Annotated in this window: 18 protein-coding genes and 2 pseudogenes; 4 read left to right on the top strand and 16 right to left on the bottom strand. The window is 42.6% G+C overall.

Annotation, left to right across the window (positions count from 1 at the left end; translation table 11 throughout):
• From BM213_RS11705 to BM213_RS11695, 3 genes and pseudogenes are all read left to right on the top strand, one after another.
• Positions 1 to 193: pseudogene (locus tag BM213_RS11705) on the top strand (UPF0236 family protein); the annotation flags it as partial.
• Positions 194 to 498: 305 nt separating this feature from the next.
• Positions 499 to 1,614 carry an IS4 family transposase gene (locus BM213_RS11700; protein ID WP_091704362.1) on the top strand — a complete coding sequence of 372 codons (1,116 nt, stop codon included), beginning with the start codon at positions 499 to 501 and terminating at the stop codon, positions 1,612 to 1,614.
• A gap of 213 nt (positions 1,615 to 1,827) precedes the next feature.
• A complete protein-coding gene (locus BM213_RS11695; protein ID WP_091704360.1) occupies positions 1,828 to 2,451 on the top strand; it encodes a thermonuclease family protein in 624 nt (207 codons plus the stop codon).
• A 577-nt stretch (positions 2,452 to 3,028) separates the two neighbouring features.
• Here BM213_RS11695 and BM213_RS11690 read toward each other — a convergent pair.
• The 5 genes from BM213_RS11690 to BM213_RS11670 form a co-directional block, all read right to left on the bottom strand.
• On the bottom strand, positions 3,029 to 3,259 hold the full coding sequence (locus BM213_RS11690; protein ID WP_244149271.1) for a YrhC family protein: 231 nt from the start codon (positions 3,257 to 3,259) through the stop codon (positions 3,029 to 3,031).
• Positions 3,260 to 3,321: 62 nt separating this feature from the next.
• Positions 3,322 to 4,455: a bifunctional cystathionine gamma-lyase/homocysteine desulfhydrase gene (locus BM213_RS11685; protein ID WP_091704354.1), complete on the bottom strand. Its 1,134-nt coding sequence runs from the start codon at positions 4,453 to 4,455 to the stop codon at positions 3,322 to 3,324.
• A gap of 1 nt (position 4,456) precedes the next feature.
• On the bottom strand, positions 4,457 to 5,380 hold the full coding sequence (locus BM213_RS11680; protein WP_091704353.1) for a PLP-dependent cysteine synthase family protein: 924 nt from the start codon (positions 5,378 to 5,380) through the stop codon (positions 4,457 to 4,459).
• 44 nt (positions 5,381 to 5,424) lie between these two features.
• Positions 5,425 to 6,123 (bottom strand): 5'-methylthioadenosine/S-adenosylhomocysteine nucleosidase, encoded by a 699-nt coding sequence (gene mtnN / locus BM213_RS11675; protein WP_003396158.1) that lies wholly within the window; start codon positions 6,121 to 6,123, stop codon positions 5,425 to 5,427.
• Positions 6,124 to 6,141: 18 nt separating this feature from the next.
• Entirely contained in the window at positions 6,142 to 6,780 is a 639-nt protein-coding gene (locus tag BM213_RS11670) for a class I SAM-dependent methyltransferase (protein ID WP_091704350.1), read from the bottom strand.
• 137 nt (positions 6,781 to 6,917) lie between these two features.
• Between BM213_RS11670 and BM213_RS11665 the strand changes: the two genes are divergently transcribed.
• A complete protein-coding gene (locus BM213_RS11665) occupies positions 6,918 to 7,121 on the top strand; it encodes a DUF2536 family protein (RefSeq protein ID WP_035018511.1) in 204 nt (67 codons plus the stop codon).
• Positions 7,122 to 7,125: 4 nt separating this feature from the next.
• Here BM213_RS11665 and BM213_RS11660 read toward each other — a convergent pair whose 3' ends face one another.
• From BM213_RS11660 to BM213_RS11610, 11 genes and pseudogenes are all read right to left on the bottom strand, one after another.
• Positions 7,126 to 7,722 carry a YrrS family protein gene (locus BM213_RS11660; protein ID WP_091704348.1) on the bottom strand — a complete coding sequence of 199 codons (597 nt, stop codon included), beginning with the start codon at positions 7,720 to 7,722 and terminating at the stop codon, positions 7,126 to 7,128.
• On the bottom strand, positions 7,719 to 9,467 hold the full coding sequence (locus BM213_RS11655) for a peptidoglycan D,D-transpeptidase FtsI family protein (protein WP_091704345.1): 1,749 nt from the start codon (positions 9,465 to 9,467) through the stop codon (positions 7,719 to 7,721). Before BM213_RS11655 ends, BM213_RS11660 begins: the two co-directional genes overlap by 4 nt.
• Before the next feature lie 47 nt (positions 9,468 to 9,514).
• On the bottom strand, positions 9,515 to 9,991 hold the full coding sequence (gene greA / locus BM213_RS11650) for a transcription elongation factor GreA (RefSeq protein ID WP_003396167.1): 477 nt from the start codon (positions 9,989 to 9,991) through the stop codon (positions 9,515 to 9,517).
• 93 nt (positions 9,992 to 10,084) lie between these two features.
• Positions 10,085 to 10,720, bottom strand: coding sequence for a uridine kinase (gene udk, locus BM213_RS11645; RefSeq protein ID WP_091704331.1), 636 nt, complete (start codon positions 10,718 to 10,720; stop codon positions 10,085 to 10,087).
• A 1-nt stretch (position 10,721) separates the two neighbouring features.
• The gene (locus BM213_RS11640) at positions 10,722 to 11,975 is read right to left on the bottom strand and encodes a peptidase U32 family protein (protein WP_091704328.1); all 1,254 of its coding nucleotides are present in this window, start codon (positions 11,973 to 11,975) and stop codon (positions 10,722 to 10,724) included.
• Positions 11,976 to 11,994: 19 nt separating this feature from the next.
• On the bottom strand, positions 11,995 to 12,924 hold the full coding sequence (locus tag BM213_RS11635; protein WP_091704326.1) for a peptidase U32 family protein: 930 nt from the start codon (positions 12,922 to 12,924) through the stop codon (positions 11,995 to 11,997).
• 1 nt (position 12,925) lies between these two features.
• Entirely contained in the window at positions 12,926 to 13,573 is a 648-nt protein-coding gene (locus BM213_RS11630; protein WP_091704323.1) for an O-methyltransferase, read from the bottom strand.
• Between the two features lie 109 nt (positions 13,574 to 13,682).
• On the bottom strand, positions 13,683 to 14,765 hold the full coding sequence (mltG, locus tag BM213_RS11625) for an endolytic transglycosylase MltG (protein ID WP_091704321.1): 1,083 nt from the start codon (positions 14,763 to 14,765) through the stop codon (positions 13,683 to 13,685).
• A gap of 86 nt (positions 14,766 to 14,851) precedes the next feature.
• The gene (locus tag BM213_RS11620) at positions 14,852 to 15,154 is read right to left on the bottom strand and encodes a DUF1292 domain-containing protein (RefSeq protein WP_091704318.1); all 303 of its coding nucleotides are present in this window, start codon (positions 15,152 to 15,154) and stop codon (positions 14,852 to 14,854) included.
• Positions 15,155 to 15,159: 5 nt separating this feature from the next.
• Entirely contained in the window at positions 15,160 to 15,582 is a 423-nt protein-coding gene (gene ruvX, locus BM213_RS11615) for a Holliday junction resolvase RuvX (protein WP_091704315.1), read from the bottom strand.
• A gap of 66 nt (positions 15,583 to 15,648) precedes the next feature.
• A pseudogene (locus BM213_RS11610) lies at positions 15,649 to 15,891 on the bottom strand (RNA-guided endonuclease IscB); the annotation flags it as partial.

Here is a 15,891-nt window from a genome sequence, read left to right as displayed (position 1 = left end):
CATTCGGACACGCGATGGAGTGATGTATGGCGTGGAAGAACGAGAAGAAACGAAACGAGAAACGATCGTGAAAAAGGCACTGAAGCGCGTGCAAACGCAAATGACAGAAGTGGTACGAGATAACATCCCATACCTTCGCCAATCTTCAGGGACACCGATTTACGAGGCATTGCAAGCATTGAAAGGTTTTTAAAACGAGAGAAAACGCACATACCTACAGGATGAGAGTAAGTAAAAGCGCTTACATATAACGATTTTATAAAACCATATATAACCAAAAAAATCGGTCGAGAAAAAAATCTCCCACAAAGTCTTGACTCAAACACATTTCTACGTTTTCTTGACATAATGTTTAAATCACTAGTGTTGTATTAATTTAATTTTAATATTAAAAAGACTCACAATCTTCACTTATTTTATTTTGTGAAAAGAAAAAGTCCTTTATAATGGATAAGTCAGGTGGTAACCCGTCCAAATCCACTAAAAAGGACCAAACTCATGGACAAGATCACACGAAAAACTTCATTTGGACAATGGTTTTCGCCAATAAATCTTCAATTATTTGAAGAACAGGTGAAAACGATGAAATTAGATTACTATACGAAAAAATTAACGACAGAGTCATTTCTAAAATTACTGCTTTTTGCGCAATTGGAAGAAATCGAAAGTCTCCATGCGCTAAGCGATTGCCTTTTTGATGACCAGCTTCAAAAAGGGGTCGGCCTTAATTCTATCAGTATTTCACAGTTGTCACGGCGATTAAATGGTATAAACCCAGATCTATTTCAAAAGCTTTTTCTTGATTTAGTCGCAAAAATTCATGCCAAAACACAACACGCAAAACGGGTCATGCCTTTAAAAATCATTGATTCAAGCACATTGCCACTTAATTTGACCAACCATAAATGGGCGAAGTTTCGCAAAACAAAGGCGGGTGTAAAGCTACATTTGCGCCTTGTGTTTATGGAAAAGGGGATATCCTATCCTGAAAAAGCTTTGATGACAACGGCAAGAGAACATGACCGTGGACAGCTTGAAATCATGGTGGATGACAAGGAATGCATGTATGTGTTTGACCGTGGCTACCTAGACTATGAGCGCTTTGATCGTATGACGGATGACGGCTACTTCTTTCTTTCCAGACTACGGAAAAACGCTGTTATACGGGAAGTTTATGATTTTAAACTACCCGAAGATACGAGTGTTTTGTCAGATCAAATGGTATTGATTGGAACAACTCAAAACCGTGCTGAAAATTACTTTCGCCTTCTAAAAGTGATGGATTCAAAAGGAAATGAACTCCATTTAATCACAAATCGTTTTGATTTAAGCGCCGAAGAAATTTCCGAGATGTACAAATCACGATGGGCTATTGAACTGTTTTTTAAATGGATCAAACAACATCTCAGCATCAAAAAATTCTATGGTCAAAGTGAATGGGCGATTCAAAATCAAGTATTTATCGCACTTATTGTTTTTTGCCTACATGTTCTGGCACAAATTGAAACAAATAGTACGCGAAAAACCTTACAAATTAGCCGTTATTTAAGGGCTGCATTGTGGAAACCAGCACATATCTGGCTTCGAAAAATTGAAGGAAAAGCCATCCCTTAATAAGTAAATTGTCGTCGTCGCACAGGTCTAATTGTCAATAAATTTCCAAATGGATGGGGTCACCTTTAATTGGGTATTCACCTTTTTGGCTCTAAACAGGAAAAATAATAAAACTGAAAATTACGACAATATTTATGCAACACTAGTGTGTTTAAATATAAAAATAATAGGAAAGGGAGCAAAAAATATAGAGGACAAAGGAGGAAGTTTATTTTGTTTAGAGCCGTATTTTCTTTTCTCATCGCTTTCACTATTCTCTTTACTTCTTCTGCATACGCCCATCCCGGAAAAACAGACGCAAACGGTGGGCATACTTGTCGAACAAATTGTGAAAAATGGGGGCTAAAAACTGGAGAGTATCATTATCATGATAAAAACGGCAACATTATTCGCCAAAAAAGTAAAGCCGCGGGTGTTCCTGCTATTCGTATAAATTCAAAACATATCGTAAAGGTCATTCGTGTAGTAGATGGCGACACGATCGATGTACGCTTCTCCAACGGTGCAACATCACGAGTTCGTTTCATTGGGGTTAATACACCAGAAACCGTCCATCCTCAAAAACCAGTCGAGAAATATGGGAAAGAAGCGTCTAATTATACGAAAAAACGATTAACTAACAAAACTGTCACACTCGAATTTGATGTCGGGGTAAAAGATAAATACGGTCGATTCCTAGCGTACGTTTGGGTTGGAAAAGAGCTTTATAACGAAACGCTCGTCAAAGACGGATACGCACGTGTGATGACGATTCAACCAAATGTCAAATATCAACAACGCTTTCTTGAGGCTGAACGAAAAGCACGCCAACAAAAGAAAGGTCTCTGGAACGTATAGACAACAAAAAAGCTGTTCCGAACAACACTTCGGAACAGCTTTTTTAATCCTTATAGGTACGATAAAAACATCAAAATGTTTTTTGGCTAACATTTTTTTATTGATATTTCAATTCCTCATAGGTACGATACAAACTTTTAAAAAATGTGGCGTAATAATATCATTGTTAATAATGTTTCAATTCCTCATAGGTACGATACAAACCCCGAAAAAGTGTTGATAAATCAACATATGGAAAAGCTATACAACTCTATTATATATCCATCCGAAAATTCAGTCAATCGCTATATGCGTTGATACATCTAAAAAATTCTCAAAAAATAAACTGTCGTCGATCCCCCGGGGTTTTTGCAAGATTGGAGGTCGACGAAGGTTGTGAAGTTTATCACAAATAAATTTTATTAAAAACAGTCTCCTGTTTAGAGACTGTTTTATGCTTCGGCGTTCACTTCCGCGATAATAACAAAACCGATGACAGCTGTAATGACTAAGCCTGTAATCATCCACATCATCATGCATTCCCCCTTTGCCCATTTTCTTTTATTTTACACGTTTTTAGTTCGTTCGAAAATGGGGTTTACGCTTCTTCTTCTATTTTTCTTACGTATACATTTGAGCGGTGGGAGAAAAAAATAGAGGCAAGCATGAGAATAAACACCGCTCCAAGCACAAGCGGTCGTTTTGCTTCGTCGATGGCGCTTGGAATCAATGTTCCGATATATAAAAACGCACTAAGCGCAAATAAAACGAGACTATATGCTTTATAGTCGCGTGCTTTTCCTAACCAATGTTGCTTTTGTTCGTCCAAACCGATCGCCCCCTTTCCTCTTTTCAATGTATCATAGGAGCGGAGAAAGGGGGCGATGTAATTTATGCCAAAGCTTGTGCTAAATCTTCAATTAAATCATCCGCATCTTCTAAGCCAACAGAAATGCGAATAAGTCCGTCCGTAATGCCGAGTTCAGCACGACGCTCTTTCGGGATAGAGGCGTGCGTCATTTTTGCAGGGAGGGAAATTAAACTTTCGACCGCTCCTAAACTTTCCGCTAGCGTAAAGTAGCGGACGCGCGTCAACACTTGTTCCACTTTTTCGGCGCTGCCAACGTCAAATGACACCATGCCGCCAAAGCCGCGCATTTGTTTTTTCGCTACGTCATGATTTGGGTGTGACGGAAGCCCAGGATAATACACGCGTGTAACAGCTGGATGATTCGTTAAAAATTCAACAATTTTGCGTGTATTTTCCTCATGTTCTTCCATGCGAATGCCAAGCGTCTTGATGCCACGCATTAATAACCATGAATCTTGCGGACCGAGAATGCCACCTGTCGAGTTTTGGATGAAGTGTAGATCGGTCGCTAGCTGTTCGGAGTTGACGACGACAAGTCCAGCAACGACGTCGCTATGGCCGCCTAAATATTTTGTTGCGCTATGAATAACGATGTCAGCGCCGAGAGCTATTGGCGTTTGCCAATACGGCGTGCTAAACGTATTATCAACGATCATTAGTAAACCGTGACGTTTGGCAAGTGCGGATGCCCCTTGTATATCGGTAATTTTCAATAGCGGATTCGTTGGCGTTTCAATATAAATCGCTTTCGTATTTGGTTGAATATGCGCTTCAATATTCGCTAAATCGCTCGTATCGACAAATGTCGATTCAATGCCAAGACGGTTCAACACTTTCGTCATGACGCGGTATGTGCCACCGTATACATCGTCAGTTAAAATGACGTGATCGCCGCTGTTGAACAACATCATAACCGCTGTAATAGCTGCCATCCCAGAACTAAACGCAAAGCCAGCATATCCTTCTTCCACATCTTTAATAAGCTCCTCTAGTGCATGCCGTGTTGGATTGCCGGTACGTGAATATTCGTATCCTTTATGCACACCGACCGCTTCCTGTTTATACGTGCTCACTTGATAAATTGGAACAGAAACAGCCCCTGTATGCACATCTCCAGCAATGCCACCATGAATCAATTTCGTTTTTCTTCTCACGTTACATCCCGCCTTCGTAAATGTTTTTACTTAAATACCGTTCGCTACTATCTGGAAAAACAACGACAATGTTCGTTCCTTCTTTCGCCTGTTCTGCTTCGAGTAAAGCCGCATGAAACGCCGCACCAGACGAGCTACCGACAAGCAATCCTTCTTTTTGCGCAAGCTCTTTAACACGACGAAACGCATCATCATCTAAAATCGTATGAATCGCATCAAAGTAGCTTGTATCCATATATGACGGTAAAAATTCCATGCCGATCCCTTCGGTGCGATGCGGGCCTGGTTTTCCGCCGTTTAAAATGGATCCTTCTGGTTCAACGATGACCGTTTTAATTTGCGCATTTTTTTCTTTTAAAAATTGCGCCGTTCCCATAAATGTACCGCCTGTTCCTGCACCGGCGACAAATACGTCAATATGTCCGTCCAGTTGCTCCCAAATTTCTGGACCGAGCGTTTTATAATACGTGCGCGGGTTCGCTGGATTAGCGAACTGCTGTGGGCAGTAGGAGTTTGGAATTTCAGCCGCCAACTCTTTCGCTTTTCGGATCGCTCCTTCCATCCCTTCACTCGTTGGGGTGTTGATTACTGTTGCGCCAAGCGCGCGCATCAGTTGTTGTTTTTCGATGCTGAACTTTTCGGGGACGCAAAAAATGACGCGAATGTTTTTTCCGATCGCCGCAAGCGCCAGTCCAATGCCTGTATTTCCTGCTGTCGGTTCAATAATCGTTCCGCCTTCTTTTAACTTGCCTGTCGCTAGCGCATCGTTTAACAATTCTTGGCCGAGACGATCTTTGACGCTTCCGCCCGGGTTAAAATATTCCAATTTCGCAAATATGCGTACCCCTTTTGGCAGCGGAAATTGCGTAATTTCAACGACCGGCGTATGCCCGATTAATTCATGCACGTTTTTCGCTACTTTCATGATGTAACCTCCCGAAAGATAAAAAGAAGGAGAGGAAAACTCTCCTATTTGTTTAACTCGTTCACCATTAATTGAACAAGCTCAGAGGAATGAAGGGCTGCTTTTTGTAAAAATTGCTCAAACGACACGTTCGACTGTTTGCCAGCGATGTCCGATAAAGCGCGAATGACGACGAACGGTACACCAAACTGATAACATACTTGCGCAATCGCAGCCGCTTCCATTTCCACAGCATATAAATCAGGAAACTGCGTGCGTACAAAGTCAACGCGCGCTGGATCGTGCATAAAGGAATCGCCTGTTGCAATGAGCCCTTTCGCTACTTGAATGTCGCGAATATGCGCAGCGCTCGTTTCAGCTGCTTGCACTAACCGCTCATCTGCCGCATAGCGCGCCGGCATGCCCGGCACTTGTCCGTACGCATAGCCGAATGCCGTCACATCTACATCATGATGAACAACTTCGGTTGAAATGACGATATCGCCAACGTTTAGCGACGGCGCAAAACCGCCAGCTGAACCTGTGTTAATGACAACATCTGGCGCAAACCGCTCTAACAAAATCGTTGTTGACATCGCTGCATTCACTTTACCGATACCTGATTTTAATAAAACGACGTTCGCTCCGTCTAATGTACCGCTATAAAATGAGCAATTTGCTACCGTTGTTTCTGTTCGGTTCGCTATTTTTTCTCGTAAAATGGCTACTTCTTCTTCCATCGCTCCAATGATCGCTATGTTCATCGTTTCAACCTCTTTCACTTATTGTTTGACAGCCTCCATCAACCAAACGAAGCGATTCATCGGCGTAAATGTGACCGTAAAACCGTGTGTAGTAAACATGCGGTCAAGGGCTGGAATCGTCGTATAATATTCGCGCTGTAAGTCTTCCGCTAAAGCGACGAATCCTTTTTGTTTCGCTTCTGCAATCATCGCCTCATACGCCTCATGGTCAATAAACGCTGTATCAGCAAACACTATTTTACCACCTTTACGAAGAAGTGCGCTATATTTGCCGATCGCTTCTTCTTTTTCTTGATCTGTTAAATGGTGAAATGCATATGTGCTTACAATCGTATCGATCGGTTCATTTGGCAAAGGAAACTGTAAAAAGTCTCCGTCTTCAATTGACACATGACCGAGTTTTTCTTTGGCGAGCTCACGCATCGGTGCAGACGGCTCAATGCCATATACCGTCTTGTTCGCTTCAATCAATTTTTTCGTTAAATTTCCTGTGCCAACGCCGAACTCTAACACGACGTTGCCGCTTTTTTCAACGACTGTATTTAAAATCGTCTCATATCCGTCAAATACGTCACGATATTGCTCATCGTGCCCGTATACTGACGAATCGTACGACTGTGCCCACGTTTCAAAGATGTCTAAAAACTCACGTCCCATGATGTCACACTCCATTTAAAATCTATAATTCCTATAAGTATAGTATGAATTAAATGTACTGCTGTTCTCAATCTATCACATTTTTTTTAGATGTTCAATGGAAATGTGTTAAACTACGTGTAGAGAGGAGGAGAACGATGATTACGTTTGATCTCATTCAAGATAAAGTAGAATTTTTCGAAGCGACAGACTTAGCGACGTTAGAGAAAAAAATTAACGACCAAATTGAACATAACAAAGCGATTATGCTTGAAGTACATCATGTTTCCTATCAAATGCAACTGCTCGAAAACGGGCAACGTCTTTATAGTGCGATGGTGCATTTTAAAGCAAAAAAATAGAGCGTTACGGACGACGCTCTATTTCTTTTAGTTGTTGCACTTTCGTCGGCTTCCAGCCTTCATTCGTTACCCATTCGATAAATACTTTATAATGTTCCGTTTTATCTTTTTTCGAGACGGTGGCAACCGCATGATTCGGGCTTCCCCCATTTCCGATAAACCAGACGATAAGATCGGACGAAGAAATGCCTGTCGCATAACTAATAGCATCGAGCATCTCTTTCCAATCGACCGAGTTTTTATCGTATTGTGTCACATGTGGCTCGGATTGGGTCGTGCCGATCGGCTGCCATGTCGGATTGACGATCTCACGAATCACGTTTGAGTTTGGATCATCAACAACCGTTTCTTCGACTTGTTCCTTATTTTCTTCTTGTTCTGTTTGTTGTTCAGATGGTTGTTGCTGTTCGTTCGTTTCTTGTTCGCTCGTTTCGACTTCAACCGGTTGCGGAGAGGCGTTCGTTTCCTTTACTGAACGGTCGTTGGCAAACAGCCATTTCCAGCCGAAAAATAAAATGAGCGCAAACACAATCGTAATGAACGTATTTAAGATGCGGTTCACTTTTCTTTGCTTTGAACGTTTCGCAAAACGACTGCTCACTCTTCTTTCCTTCCTTTCTGTTCTAACTCGTATGTTGCCCGAACGATATCGGCAAAAATAGCGTTTGTGGCTGAGGCAGATGACGTTGTTTCTAATTGTACCACAACGAGCGCGTATTTTGGACGATCAGCCGGAAAATAACCTGCAAACCATCTATTCACGATCCCTTCTTTCCCCGTTTGTGCCGTTCCCGACTTTCCAGCTACTTCGTAAGGCAATGATTGAAACGAACGCCCGGTGCCTTCTCGGTGCGTGACGACAAGTCGCAAAAGTTGTTGTAATTGTTCAACCGTCTCTTTCCGTAACGAATCCGTTGTCAGTCGCTGCTCAGCAAATGTAAAAAACGTTGTTCCATTTTTATACATCATTTTTTCAACCGCACGCACTTGTTTCGCCTCGCCACCGCGCGCAATCGTCGCCATCATATTCGCCACCGCAAGCGGTGAGAGGCGCACATCTTTTTGCCCAATGGACGTTTGGGCAACGGCAAGAGGAATTTTTTTATCCCGTTCATCTGTCCAAATCTTTCCTTGTTTCTCTTCACGAAGCGGGCGAAATGATGAAAAATGATACACATCCCCTTCCCAGCCGACGCGCGGAAGCAAACCGAGTTTTTGTGCATATACATCAAACATCTTTCCATCTATGGCGATTAGCTGCTTTCCTAACTCGGCAAACGTGTTGTTACAGCTAATTGCAAAACTATCTTCAAACGTGCGCATTCCTCTCTTTTTTTCTTCCGGTTCGCCGTTAATTTTTCGATTGCAGTTAAACTGCTGTCCTTGGACAAGCCCATGTTCAAGCGCCGCAGCGGCAACGACAACTTTAAAAACAGAGCCTGGCACGTGAGGAAGCAACGCTTGATTTTGAGCGGCGTCGTTTGCATACGGATCTCGCTCGTCAATCGCCGGGGCGCTAACGAGCGCGACAAGATCATTCGTTTCAATATCAAGCAAGACGACAGCACCTTTTTCCATCTGATATTGCGAAACGATTTGTTCGACGCGCTGCTGAAAAGAACGGTCGATTGTCGTCTGCACCGTAAGCGGATAAAACAGGTTCGCTTGTTCTGTATATTTCACATCCATACCAAAAAGCGGTTCACCACGCGCATCGACATGATACAATAGCTTTGTTTCTCCGTCTGGAATTAAAAATTCATCAAATGAGCTTTGCAAGCCAGATACGCCAATTTTCGTATTTGGCGATAACTTTCGCTCTCCGTATCGTTTTTTTAGCAACCGTTCGTTTTGACCGAGCAGCCCGATCAAATGTTGAGCATATTTTTCTTTCAGTTCAATTTGCTTATGCACAGCGATAACGCCCGGAATGCGCATCTCATTTATCCGTTCCATTTGCCATGGCTGAAGTTGAACAGGTTGTTGACCGTCATGTAAAATGATTGGGCCTTTCGCTTCCTCTAGCTGTCGCTTGATCGCTTCTTTCGGCAACGAAATGATCGTTGCGATGTCATCGATTGGCCAATCGATTTTTTTTAAAAAAGGAAATAAAACGAGCGTTGGCACGTATGCATACGTCAGCGGCTCTCCGTGACGATCGACAAATAATCCTCGTCCATCGTCAATGACAAGTTGTTGCGTACGTTGGGTGACGCTCGCTTCAATTAAATTTACACCTTGAAATGATTCGGTACTAATGAGTTGTAGTTGAACGAGCCGTCCTATGAATGCGAATATACATAGCTCAACGATCGTTAATATGATGATCATTCGTTTTTTTACCATAAAAAACACCTCGTCTTCATTGTCGACGAGGTGTTGTCTTTTAAAACCTATTTTACAGCAATGATTTTCACAACCATATCGCCACCCGGTGTATGAACGGTCACTTCTTCACCGACGCGGCGACCGATCAATGATTTGGCGATCGGAGAGTCGTTCGAAATTTTTCCTTCAAATGGATCAGCTTCCGCGCTACCGACGATCGTATACGATTCTTCTTCCCCATCTGGAAGCTCAATAAACGTTACCGTTCTTCCAAGCGATACGGTATCTGTCGTTTCTAAATCTTCTTCAATAATTTTCGCATTGCGAATCATATTTTCAAGCATTTGAATGCGGGATTCCACGAATGCTTGTTCATCTTTTGCCGCATCGTACTCCGAGTTTTCCGATAAATCGCCAAAGCTGCGCGCAATTTGAATGCGTTCAACCACTTCTTTACGCTTTACCGTTTTTAAATATTCAAGTTCTTGTTCGAGCTTCTCCTTCCCCGCTTTCGTCATCGGGTATTCTTTTTCCATTGACATGTAAACCACTCCTTTTTATTTATGTATGGAAAATGTACGAACGACCTGTTCGTACAAAAGACAAAAAGTTTACATATTATCTATGCTATGGTATTACAAAATAGACTTTTGTTCAAGAATCGTTTGAATTTTTGTAACCATTAAATCGATAGCGACATGGTTATGTCCACCTTCTGGAATAATAATATCAGCATATCGTTTCGTCGGTTCAATAAATTGATTGTGCATCGGGCGCACGACGTTTACATATTGTTCAATGACCGACTCAAGCGTACGACCGCGTTCTTTAATGTCGCGCAATAAGCGGCGAATGATACGAATGTCAGCATCGGTATCGACGTACACTTTAATATCCATTAAGTTGCGTAATCGTTCGTCTTCTAATACAAGAATACCTTCTAAAATGATGACATCTTTCGGTTCGACGCGAATAACGTCGTTTGAACGCGTATGAAGCGTATAGTCGTATACAGGCTTATCAACCGGCTCGTAATTTAAAAGCTTGTTAATATGCTCGATGAGTAAATCGTTATCAAAAGCGAGCGGATGGTCGTAATTCGTTTTTAAGCGCTCTTCAAACGGCAAGTGGCTTTGATCTTTATAATAATAGTCTTGTTCGAGCATTAAAATGGAATGTCCTTGAAAATGTTCGTAAATGGCTTTCGTAACGGTCGTTTTCCCCGAACCGGAGCCTCCAGCGACCCCGATGACAACCGGTTTCTTCCTCATGTTAGTGCCCCTTTCTCATCATGTTGTATGGGAAAACTTCGCGATCGACTTTAAAGCGAACAATTTGGAGCGGGTGGCGAGCAGCATCAAGCTCATTTCCTTCCTCATCCCAAATCGTTTCAATAACTTGTGTAAAGTTCTCAATCTCAGGCCCGAAAAACTCGACTTCATCGCCCGGTTTAAAGAAGTTGCGTTGTTGCAATGTGACAATACGTGTTTCTTTATCATAGTCAAGCACGAGTCCGACGAAATCGTACGTCGTCTTTTTACTATGAACGCCAAACATTTGCTCTTTGTAACCAGGAACACCTTCAAAAAAGGCTGGCGCTGTGTCACGGTTCGCGCATTTATCGAGCTCATCTAACCACTCTTTACGAATGACGAAATTATCAGGATCAGCACAATATGCATCAATCACTTTACGATACACGCTTACAACCGTTGCGACGTAATGAATCGACTTCATCCGCCCTTCGATTTTTAAACTATCAATGCCAAGCTCAATCATTTTCGGAATGGATTGAATTAAGTTTAAGTCTTTCGGGCTCATTGCAAACGGATCGTCGTTTTCATCAAATAATGCGATGGCACGGTCTCCTTCGAGCTTGTACAAATCGTAATCCCAGCGGCACGATTGACAACAGCCGCCGCGGTTCGAATCGCGCGCAGTCATATGGTTGCTTAGTACGCAACGTCCGGAATACGCAATACACATCGCGCCGTGAATAAACGTTTCGATTTCAATGTCGACTTTTTCTTTTATTTGACGAATTTCTTCCGCGCTTGTTTCACGAGCTAAAACGACCCGTTCAAGCCCTTCTTCTTTCCAAAATTGCACCGCTTTCCAGTTCGTGAGCGACTGTTGCGTACTTAAATGCACCTCTAACTTTGGTGCAACGCGGCGCGCAGTTTCAATAATGAGCGGATCAGCGACAATAATACCGTGCACGCCGACGCGCTCTAACCCACGCAAGTACTCTTCTAGCCCTGGAATGTTTTCGTTATGTGCGTAAATGTTTGTCGTCACATAAATTTTCGCGCCGTATTTGCTTGCAAATTGCACACCTTCCGCCATTTCTTCAAGCGTAAAGTTGTCGGCATTTGAACGAAGACCGTATTCTTGTCCACCGATAAAAACAGCGTCCGCTCCGTAATGAACGGCCACTTTTAGCTTTTCTAAGTTGCCGGCTGGGGCGAGCAGCTCTGGCTTTTTCACAATGACGCGCTTTCCATCAATGATTTGTGAGATGCTCACACGTCTCCCTCCTTTTCGTTTAATATACCGTTTCTTTGAAGAAAAAGCCGGTGTCTAACGGGCGGTGTTGTGGTTGAATCGCTTCAATTTCTGCAAATAACTTTGCTTTTTCTTCTTCGTATTGTTCGCGATGTTCTACGCATAAATCAATGGCACGGCGATATCGTTTCGTTACTTCGGTAATATACTCTGGCTCATGAAGAACGCCGTCAATTTTAAAACTATCGATACCCGCATCAATCATCTCTTCTAATTCATCAATAATACAAATATCGTTCGGACTCATAATATGCGTGCCGTTTTCATCTTCAAAAATCGGATAGCGATTATCGCGCTCTTTATCATATAAAAAGAGCCCTTTCGTATATTTCATTTGTTGTACTTCCATAAACTTTCCTTGATATTCGAAATAGTTGCCGATGAGAGAACGTTTCGATTGGAACATGCACGTCATGCCGTGCACTTGCACTTCAATTTCCACTTCGGCATGCTTTTTAATTTCAATGATTTCTTCCATATTTAACTCGCGCGCAAGAACGGCGCGTTTTGCCCCTTTTCGTCCCCAATAGTTGCACGCATACCAGTTTGTCGCTGTCGTTTCTGTATTCCAATGAAGCTTCATATGCGGTGCGACTTCACGTACTGTCATTAGCACGGCTGGATCGCCAAATATGATCGCATCGACTTGTTGTTCCGCTAAAAAGCGGACATAGTCGCTTAATTCGTCCACTTTATCGTTATGAAACAAGGCGTTCATCGCGACATATACGCGTACACCGTGCTTTCGTGCCACGTGCATCGCATCGACGATATGTTGTCGGGAAAACTCCCCTGCTAAACGCAAGCCGTACCGTTGTTCACCAATAACGACAGCGTTTGCTCCCGCTTGAGCGAGCTGTTCCATATGAGCGACACTCGTTGGTGTGACAAGCAATTCTGGTTTTTTCATTTCATTCACCTCGTTTTCTTGATATCGCCATTCCGTCACCGATCGGAATGATGACCGTCTCATAACGCGGATGCGCCATAAGCCATTCGTTATATGCTTGAATTTTTTTAATGAGTTGGCGAATACGTTTTTGTTCCACTCGTTCGTCTAAAGCGACAAGCCCTTTAAACAAGACGTTATCCGTTATAATGATGCCGCGTTCTGTTAAAAATGGCTCGTACAACTCAAAAAAGCGGCGATATTGTCCTTTTGCCGCATCAATAAACAATACATCAAACGGGGCATATGTTTTCATTTCATCGCTCATAGCGAGCGCATCGCCAAATAACAACGTAATTTGCCCTTTCGTATTTGTTCGCTCCGTGTAGGCAAGCGCTTGATTATAGCGCGCTTCATCTCGCTCGATCGTGACAATGTTTGCATTCGGCAGCGCTTTTGCCATCCGAATAGCTGAGTAGCCAATAGCTGTGCCGATTTCTAATATGCGCGCCGGTTGAATAAGTTTTAGTATGTGCAACATCGTTTCGATGCTCAATGCATCCATAATCGGAACTCCGTGGTCGCGCGCATATCGTTCCATAGCCACGATCGCTTCATCTTTTTTTGGAAGCAATGATTCAATATATTGAGCAATTTCCTTATTTACCAACGAACCGTCCTCCTCGTAAAAACAAGAGTTCAAACGAGTTGAACTCTTGTTTCATCACGATCCATAACTTTATATATACTACCATAATTCAAAACAAAATGCGAACGTTTTATTGCTTTCCGATATATTTTGCCTTTTCTCGATTATGTTCGTCAAGCGTTTTTGTGAAAATAACCTCCCCTGCCGGCGTGGCTAAAAAGTAAAAGTAGTCTGTTTCAGCAGGATGAAGAGCCGCTTGAATCGATGTTTCGCCTGCGTTTGCAATCGGTCCTGGCGGAAGTCCTTTATGCATATACGTATTGTAAGGCGAGTTTACTTCTAAGTCTTTATAGTATACACGCGATTTATGCTGTCCGAGCGCATATAAAACAGTCGGGTCCGTTTGAAGCGGCATTCCTATTTCAAGACGATTGTAAAAGACGCTGGCGATTTTTTCACGATCCGCCTTTTCGGTCGCCTCTTCTTCAATTAAAGATGCCATCGTCAATAGCTGATGAACAGTCATGCCGCGCGCTTCCATATCTTCTCTGTATTTCGCTAACACTTCTTCCGTTTTAGCAATCATCGTTTCGATTATTTCTTCAAGCTTTGGCTTTTCTTCTGTAAACGAATACGTTGCGGGAAATAAATATCCTTCCAACGCATAACGAATATCTTTGTTCAACATATCAGCCGTTAAAACGGTAGGATATTTTTTCATCAATTCTTCAATGTACGTACGATTTGTTAATTTCGCCATCACGTCTTGCGAGGAATAGCCTGTTTTTTGCGAAATAATCGTCGCAATTTGCGTCAGCTGCTTTCCTTCTGGAATCGTTATTTTCAACTTCGCTTCTTTAACAACTTTTCCGGTTTTTAGTTGTTCAGCAATTTCTCCCAACGTCATCGCTTTTGTGAGCGTATAACGGCCAGCTTGAAAATCGGTATGGTTTTTAAATTTTACGTAGTAGCGAAAAATCGTTGCATCTTTCACTATGCCGTTTTTTTCTAATATGTTGGCAATCGTATATATGGATGAGCCGATCGGAATGTCTACTTGAATCGGCGTTCGATCATTCGGATCCACAGGCTGCAATGCGGAACGAATATATACAAACAAGCCAATGCAAGCAACAATCATAAGGAATAAAAGGGGCGCAATAATATATAAGACAATTTTTCGCACCGTTTTTGCTTCATGTTCTTGTAACATGCGTCATCCTCCCCTCACTTTTCACATTATACTACAAACACCGACACGACATAAATAAAAAAAGAAGCTGACGCGCAGTCAGCTCCTTATCCTTCCATCTCTTCTTCGTCTTCTTCCTCGCCGAGGAACGTGTTTAACATTTCTTCAATCATATCCCATTCTTCGTCTGTTTCGATCGGCTGCAGTTCTCCTGCCTGCCCATCTTCTCCTGGGATAAAAGAAGATGCGTGAATTTCAATTTCTTCGTTGTCATCTTCTTCTGCACCAATTGGATAGTACAACACGTAAGATTTTCCAAACTCTTCAGATTCAAATGTAAATAATACTTCGCAAAGTTGCTCGTTGCCGTCTTCATCGACGACTGTAATGTGTTTTTCACCGTGTTCCATCATGTTCACCTCAATTGTTTATTGTCTAAATACGACTGTAAAATCATCACCGCAGCCATTTTGTCGATCACTTTTTTACGTTTTTTTCGACTAACGTCCGCAGCGATTAACATTCGTTCTGCCGCCATCGTGGATAATCTTTCATCCCATAAGACGACAGGAAGTGAAAACGTCTGTTTCACTTGTTCAGCAAAACGCTTTGTCGCCTCACCACGCGGTCCGATCGTACCGTTCATGTTTTTCGGAAAACCGATGACGATTTCTTCGACCGCATATTGCTCAATGAGCTGCCGCAAACGGTCAAAACCATACTGTCCGCTTTCTTCATCAATGCGGATCGTCTCGAGGCCTTGGGCTGTCCATCCTAACTCATCGCTTACGGCAACGCCGAGCGTTTTCGTTCCAACATCTAACCCTAAAATACGCATGTCGCTATTCCTCACGAAACTTACGCAAGGAAGCCCCTGCCTTTAGGCACGGGGAGGAATTGCACCTTACGCAAGTTCCGCCACCCCCTTTCCATAAGCATATCCGTCAAATCGCTGAATGACTTGGACATATCTATAATTTATTCCTTGTGCGATACGCTTTCCGTCCTTGCCTTTAATATCGAAACTTCCAGTCTTTCTACATGCGACTTCGCCAAACCAAACGCCTTGATATTTCCCTCTTGGGACAACAGCCTTAACCATGTCCCCTGTTTGAAAACCAAAGAAGAATTTTTGTCTTGCAAGATA

Origin of the sequence: Anoxybacillus pushchinoensis (assembly GCF_900111795.1) — a bacterium.
Taxonomy (GTDB): domain Bacteria; phylum Bacillota; class Bacilli; order Bacillales; family Anoxybacillaceae; genus Anoxybacillus; species Anoxybacillus pushchinoensis.
The sequence above is the reverse complement of the archived record's forward strand: the minus strand, read 5'-3'. Positions and strand labels throughout refer to the sequence as shown.